Source organism: Poseidonibacter sp. (genome assembly GCF_041821165.1).
In the GTDB taxonomy this organism is placed as follows: Bacteria; Campylobacterota; Campylobacteria; order Campylobacterales; family Arcobacteraceae; genus Poseidonibacter.
In genome coordinates, this window is record NZ_JBGUES010000150.1 from 1 (window position 1) to 5953 (window position 5953).

The following is a 5953-nucleotide window of genomic DNA, read 5'->3' on the forward strand; positions in this document are numbered from 1 at the left end:
TATTTAAGCGAAAAAAACATTGATAAGATTGCAATTGAAGTAATTGCAATTTACGAAGAGAACAAAGTGAAAAATAATATTGATGTTGATTTCTTTAAAAAATACAATGATCTTTATGGCCATCAAAAAGGAGATTCTTGTTTACAAGCAATAGCAGAAGTATTAAGTTCCTCTGCAAATAGAACAAGTGATTTTGTAGCAAGATATGGTGGAGAAGAGTTTGCGATAATTTTACCAAATACAAATAGAATAGATGCTCTAAACTTATCAGAAAAAATACATAATAAATTAAAAAGTACTAAATTAGTTCATGAAGATTCATCTATTAGTGATTTTGTAACTTTAAGTATGGGATTAGCTGTTTCAGATGAATTAAAAACATGTAATCCAGAAAAATTAATTAACTTTGCAGATAAAGCACTTTATGTAGCAAAAGAATCAGGTAGAAATAGAACTATATAAAACTCTAGTATAAAAACAAATATCCAGTAAATAGACAAATTAATATATTTAAAAAAATAAAGGCATTTTTACTAAAGATACTTAAAAATGAAAATAAAATATAAAGTGCAAAAAACAAGATATGTGTTTGTTTTTGAAATACTGTAAACTCATAAGAAAGAAAATACTCAATAAAGGTATCAAAACTATAACCTACTCCTAAAATATGCAATAATAATTCACTTGGATAAAACAAAGTGAAAGCAAGTGTTATAAATGGTGATAATAACTGCTCATAAGTGACATTATGAAAAAAATAGTGAACAATTGGATTCATAACAAAATAAATCCAAAAATTAAAAAACACTACTTGAAATACTTTACTTTTTATATCTTTAAAATAATTGATATATAAAAATATATAAAACACTCCAAACATTGAAAACCATAATGATAAAGAGAAGATATATTTAGGAAACATAGCTAGTATTATAAGAAGGACTATAAATAAGTTTAAAAAAGAAAATATCTTTATATTTGTTCTAAGTAAATAAATACCAATAACAAACATTACAAAAGCTCTTAAGAGTGAAGCTACCATATTTGTAAAAATTAAATATATAAATAGGAAAGCAATAGAGATAAGTATTAAATCATATTTTTTGTTTCTAAAGGGAAAGTATCTTTGATGAATAAAATTATAAGGATAATATAAAATCCAATATATCAAAAAACTAAGCACTGCAAGATGAAATCCTGACAAGGCAATAAGATGACTAATTCCATAATTTGTACAAATTTGTCGTAATTCTTGTGAAATAGGAATAGCTAAAAAAAGTGCTTGAAACAACTCTTTTATAATTGGATTTTCATGTTGATTTGAAATATTTTGACTAATTTTATCTTTTATTGTTTTTGTATAATTTACATGATTAAAGTAAATTGTATTAGTATAAAATCCTTTTAAATATTTAACAAATGAAATATTTGATGTAATAAATACAATATTTAAAACATCATTTTTATTTATAAGTTCATCTTTGGATACAGAAGTAAAGAAATCAATATTACTATTTTGAAGTTTTATAACATTGTAATCTTCTTTTTTATAGATATTAATTACCTTTGCTTTTGTTTCATATATTTCTTCATCAATTAGTTCTTGATATTTAGTATATTGAATAGATAGATTTATTAAAAATACTATCACAATAAAAGCAAAAAAAAGTAGTAAGTTTTCATACTGTTTTAAAATCTTGCGTATAACCATAAATATTATTGTACTATAATATTTAATATTATACTATTTTGTTTAATCTTCTTTTTTCATTGTTTTTTAATTTTACTTTATTATAATTAGGCAATTTATGATAAATATAGCAAAATTTTTACTAAGGATTTAAATGGCAAAGAAAACAATTGTAATTGGGGGTTTTAATAAAACTCAACGAGAAAATGAGCTTGAAAAAACAAAAGCAAAATATCAAAAGAAAGGATATAAGTTTTTAGAGTATATCGATAATGGAACACTTAAATCTATTGCTGTATTTGAAGTTGATAATGCAATTTTAAGAAAAGAAAGATCAAGACAGCTTATTGTAATTGGTGTTGGTTTTCTTATAATCTCTGCAATTTTATTTTCAAAATCTACAAATATTCAAGAAGAAAATTCTAATAATAAAGTAAATGAACAAACTTTAGATTCTCAAAATATTTCAAAGAAATAGAGCAAAACTCTATTTCTTTTTCCAAATTGACATTTGAGAAATTGTATGTTGATACTTTCTATTTGTCTCTTTTATTACAAAAGGTACATCTATTGTATCTAATAGTTCAAAACCATCTAGCTTTTCTTTTAAGGTATCTAGTGTTGAAATTTCTTTATTATCTTTGATATATCCACCAAGCCAGTTCTCTTTTGGTGTATACTCTTCAAGCCATGTATAAGGGCTTAGTAGAACTAATAAACCATCATCATTTACTCTATTTGGTACATCATCTAAGAATTTTTGTGGATAGTATAAACGGTCTATTAAGTTTGAACAAAAAATTAAATCATAACCATTGTATATATCTTTTAAATTACAAGCATCACCTTGCATAAATGTAACTTTATCTTTAATTTTATCTAAGTTAAAATCTTTTAAAGATACAGATTTTTCTTCAAAAATTTCACCCTCTTTTTTTACATTAAATGATAAAGATTCATATTTTTTAAGTTTTACACCTACGTTTATAAAGTTTGCTGAGAAATCAATTCCTACAACATCATCAAAATGATTTGCTAATTCATACGTTGATCTTCCAACAGAACAACCTAAATCTAATGCTTTTTTATTTTCTATATCTTTTATATATGGTTTTAAAAGTTCAACTGCATTAACACAGAAGTTTTTAACACCAAAGTTTTCTTCACCGTAATGAAATTCACAATACTGAGCAATTGAGTCATCTGTTTCATAAACATTGTCATTTAGTTTTGTTCTGTATTCATTATTTGATTTTACATATCTAAATCCAGCATGTTGGAAGAAGTTTCTTCTAAAAGCATATCTAGCTTCTTTTAGAGTTTCATTTCCTAAAGAAATAAAAGAACCACCTTTCATTAAAGAGTGTTTATCATCAAATGTAGGTTTAGTAAAATCATCATAAATACTATGTGCTTGGAAATCATCAAATGGATACATAGGAGTTATACTCCATTGCCAAACATTTCCTACAACATCATAAAACTCATCAAATTTATATTTATCCACAGGAGATTGATTAAACTGTTTTAGGCCTATATTTGACTCTTTTTTATCTGCATTTGTATAAGAATAAAGTGCATAATATTCATCTTCACTAGGAAGCCTTACTTCATAGCCTAATTTAATACTTTTGTATTTACAAAAAGCTTGTGCTTCATAAGCATTAACATCAACAGGATAGTTTAAAGGAAGTGGTATTTCTCTATTTATTTCTCTTAAAAAATATTCATCATCTTTTTTAATCCAAAAAGTTGGATGATTAGCTTGTGCATAATCTAACCACTCTTTTCCTTCATTTGTAAATAATTCAGGTTTATTATATCCCCCCTCTTTTACAAACTCTAAAAACTCACCATTTGAAACTAAATATTTAGATGCCTCAAAATCATTGATTTTTGCTTTATGAAATGAAAATTCATTATCCCATCCATAATAAATAGGGTTTTCTCTACTTTTTTCCAAAAGTACTTCTGAACCTTTTACCTTTACTAACTCATTTTTAGGGTAACTTAGACTTTCTTCATTTGAATAAGTAAAAATTTCATTTTGATTCATAAATTTTATATCTAATTCTCTAAGTAAAACAGAAGAAGTTTCAATATGAATATTTTCATGTTCAATTCCCATTAAAATTACCCACATTGGACTTTCCCAGTTAATAGGAAGCTCAAACTCCATAGTGTCAATCAAATCTAGTACGATTTGCTTAACTGTATCTCTATAGGCTTTAGTTTGCTCAAATGATGGCCAATTATAATTGCTCTCTTCTAAATCATCCCAAGACATTTCATCTACACCTATTGCAAAAATAGATTCAAAATCTTTATTTACTCTATCTTGAATAATATTTGCAGCAAGTAGTTTATTTATAAAAAAAGTTGCAGTATGCCCATAATAAAAGATTAAAGGATGTCTTAGTCTATTTGCTTGTTCAAAAATATGCTTTTTATCTGATAGTAAATCAAAAAGTTTTTCATCTAAGTCATAAGTTTGAATAAAATAGTTCTTAATCTCTTCTCTTTTTTGCTCAACAGTTCCGGTATTTAAATTTATAGTATTTTTTATATAATTCATTTGTTATTTAACCTTCCAAAAAACTAATATTTTTTATTTTATCTACTTTTTTAAATTCATTGTATATATTTAATAGTTGTTTCGACTCGTTTTCATCCATTTTTAGAATATGCTCTTCTAAACGTTTTGATATATCTTCAAAGTCCTCATTTATCAAAGACTTTGCAATACAGTTTTCTATTAGTAACATTCCTAATCTTTTAACTGATTTTGTTTTATCTAAAATAGAAATAGCATCAGATGTAATACTTATAATGTCTAAACAAGCCTCTTTATCAAGAGGTGAATTTAACATCTTACATAAGATATTTAATGCTTGATTATGTAAAACAACAGGCATTTCATCTCTATCGCCAACTGACTCTTTTAGTAAAACTCCTAAATCACCTAAACTAATAGACTTATCAATAATATCAAAACTATCTGAATTACTAATAAGATATTTAAATCTATAAGCAATAGCCATATTTACAAAAGTTGCTCCATATTCAAATGCACCAAGTGCAGGAATAGCTAAACATTTTTTATAACTTGCAATTGCTTGTTCATAATTTTCACTCCACTCAGCATAGTTTGCTTTGATATTATAATAATGCCATAACCATAAAGGCTCATTATCATCATTATGTGAAAATAGTAACTCTTTTAAATTAGAAAGTGCAGTTAAACCCTCTTCTTGTAAATCTTTTTTTCTTTGGCTTACAATAATCCAAGCTTTTCTTTGAAAATATCTAACTTCAATATCACTTGGTTTACTATTTTTTCCTAAGTTTAAACTTTTTGGTAAACTTAAATATGCATCATCAAATTTCCCCATTCTTTCATATAAAGAGCAAATATTTACAGAGTATTTATTTGGATTAATTTCATATAAATATTTTGTAATTAAAAGTGCTTGTTCAAAATGGCCATTTCTCTCAAAAAGAAAAATCAATCTATTTAAAGCACTTATTGAAAGTTTTCTATAATAAGATGAATTTGTTTTATCAAAATCCTCTAAAGCTTTTGAGTCAAACATTTCCCCTGCTAAACTAAACCAATATTCATCTATAAGTTCGTATTGTTGTTTATTAAAAATTGTTTCTATGAATTTTTCTAAAATAGCAATAATTCTTTTTTCATCTAATACAATATCTTTTACATAATAATATAAAATTAAAAATGAAATAGGATTATCAAACTGCGAAATACACTCTTCAATATGATTTCTTAAATAATATGCAAATCTTTTTTGCTCATCTTCTAAGTTTTTATATTTAACATTATTTGTAAAATAAATTTGCATTGATTTTTCTTGAGTAATAAAAGCAAAATCGTCAAAACCTCTGTTTATAAAGTTTTGAAAACCTGAGATTAGTTGATTTTTAGAACTCTTTTCTTCTTGAAAAAAGTTTTTACCACAGTATTCAAATAACTCTAAAGAAATAAAATTTTTAGTATTAGGATTATTGATTATAATAGAAGAACTAAGTTGCATAAGAGAAAATAGTTTTTCTTCTTTTTGTGATAATAAAACAGTAATATCAAACTCTTCTAAACTTATAGTTTCTTTTATGATATTGATATTTTTTATTTTAAATGATGCAAGTTTTTTTTCAATACTTTGTATTTGGTCATTTCTTACATAGAAATTTATTGTATTAAATCTATTTATTAAAGTTTTAACTAATAATCTCCAAATCCAATGA

At 24.6% G+C, this 5953-nt stretch carries 5 protein-coding genes; 2 read left to right on the forward strand and 3 right to left on the reverse strand.

Annotated elements, in window-relative coordinates; genetic code table 11:
* Positions 1–462 (forward strand): diguanylate cyclase (locus ACERKK_RS10500; protein WP_373773033.1); only part of this gene is annotated, 462 nt, incomplete at its 5' end.
* 4 nt (positions 463–466) lie between these two features.
* On the opposite strand, the gene ACERKK_RS10505 is transcribed toward ACERKK_RS10500, so the two are convergent.
* On the reverse strand, positions 467–1651 hold the full coding sequence (locus tag ACERKK_RS10505; protein WP_373773034.1) for a ComEC/Rec2 family competence protein: 1185 nt from the start codon (positions 1649–1651) through the stop codon (positions 467–469).
* Between the two features lie 193 nt (positions 1652–1844).
* Between ACERKK_RS10505 and ACERKK_RS10510 the strand changes: the two genes are divergently transcribed.
* Complete coding sequence (locus ACERKK_RS10510) at positions 1845–2168, forward strand: hypothetical protein (RefSeq protein ID WP_373773035.1); 324 nt, start codon at positions 1845–1847, stop codon at positions 2166–2168.
* A 9-nt stretch (positions 2169–2177) separates the two neighbouring features.
* On the opposite strand, the gene ovoA is transcribed toward ACERKK_RS10510, so the two are convergent.
* Together ovoA and ACERKK_RS10520 are read right to left on the reverse strand one after the other, a co-directional pair.
* Positions 2178–4265 (reverse strand): 5-histidylcysteine sulfoxide synthase, encoded by a 2088-nt coding sequence (gene ovoA, locus ACERKK_RS10515; RefSeq protein WP_373773036.1) that lies wholly within the window; start codon positions 4263–4265, stop codon positions 2178–2180.
* Positions 4266–4272: 7 nt separating this feature from the next.
* A partial coding sequence (locus tag ACERKK_RS10520; protein WP_373773037.1) for a tetratricopeptide repeat protein occupies positions 4273–5953 on the reverse strand: 1681 nt, incomplete at its 5' end.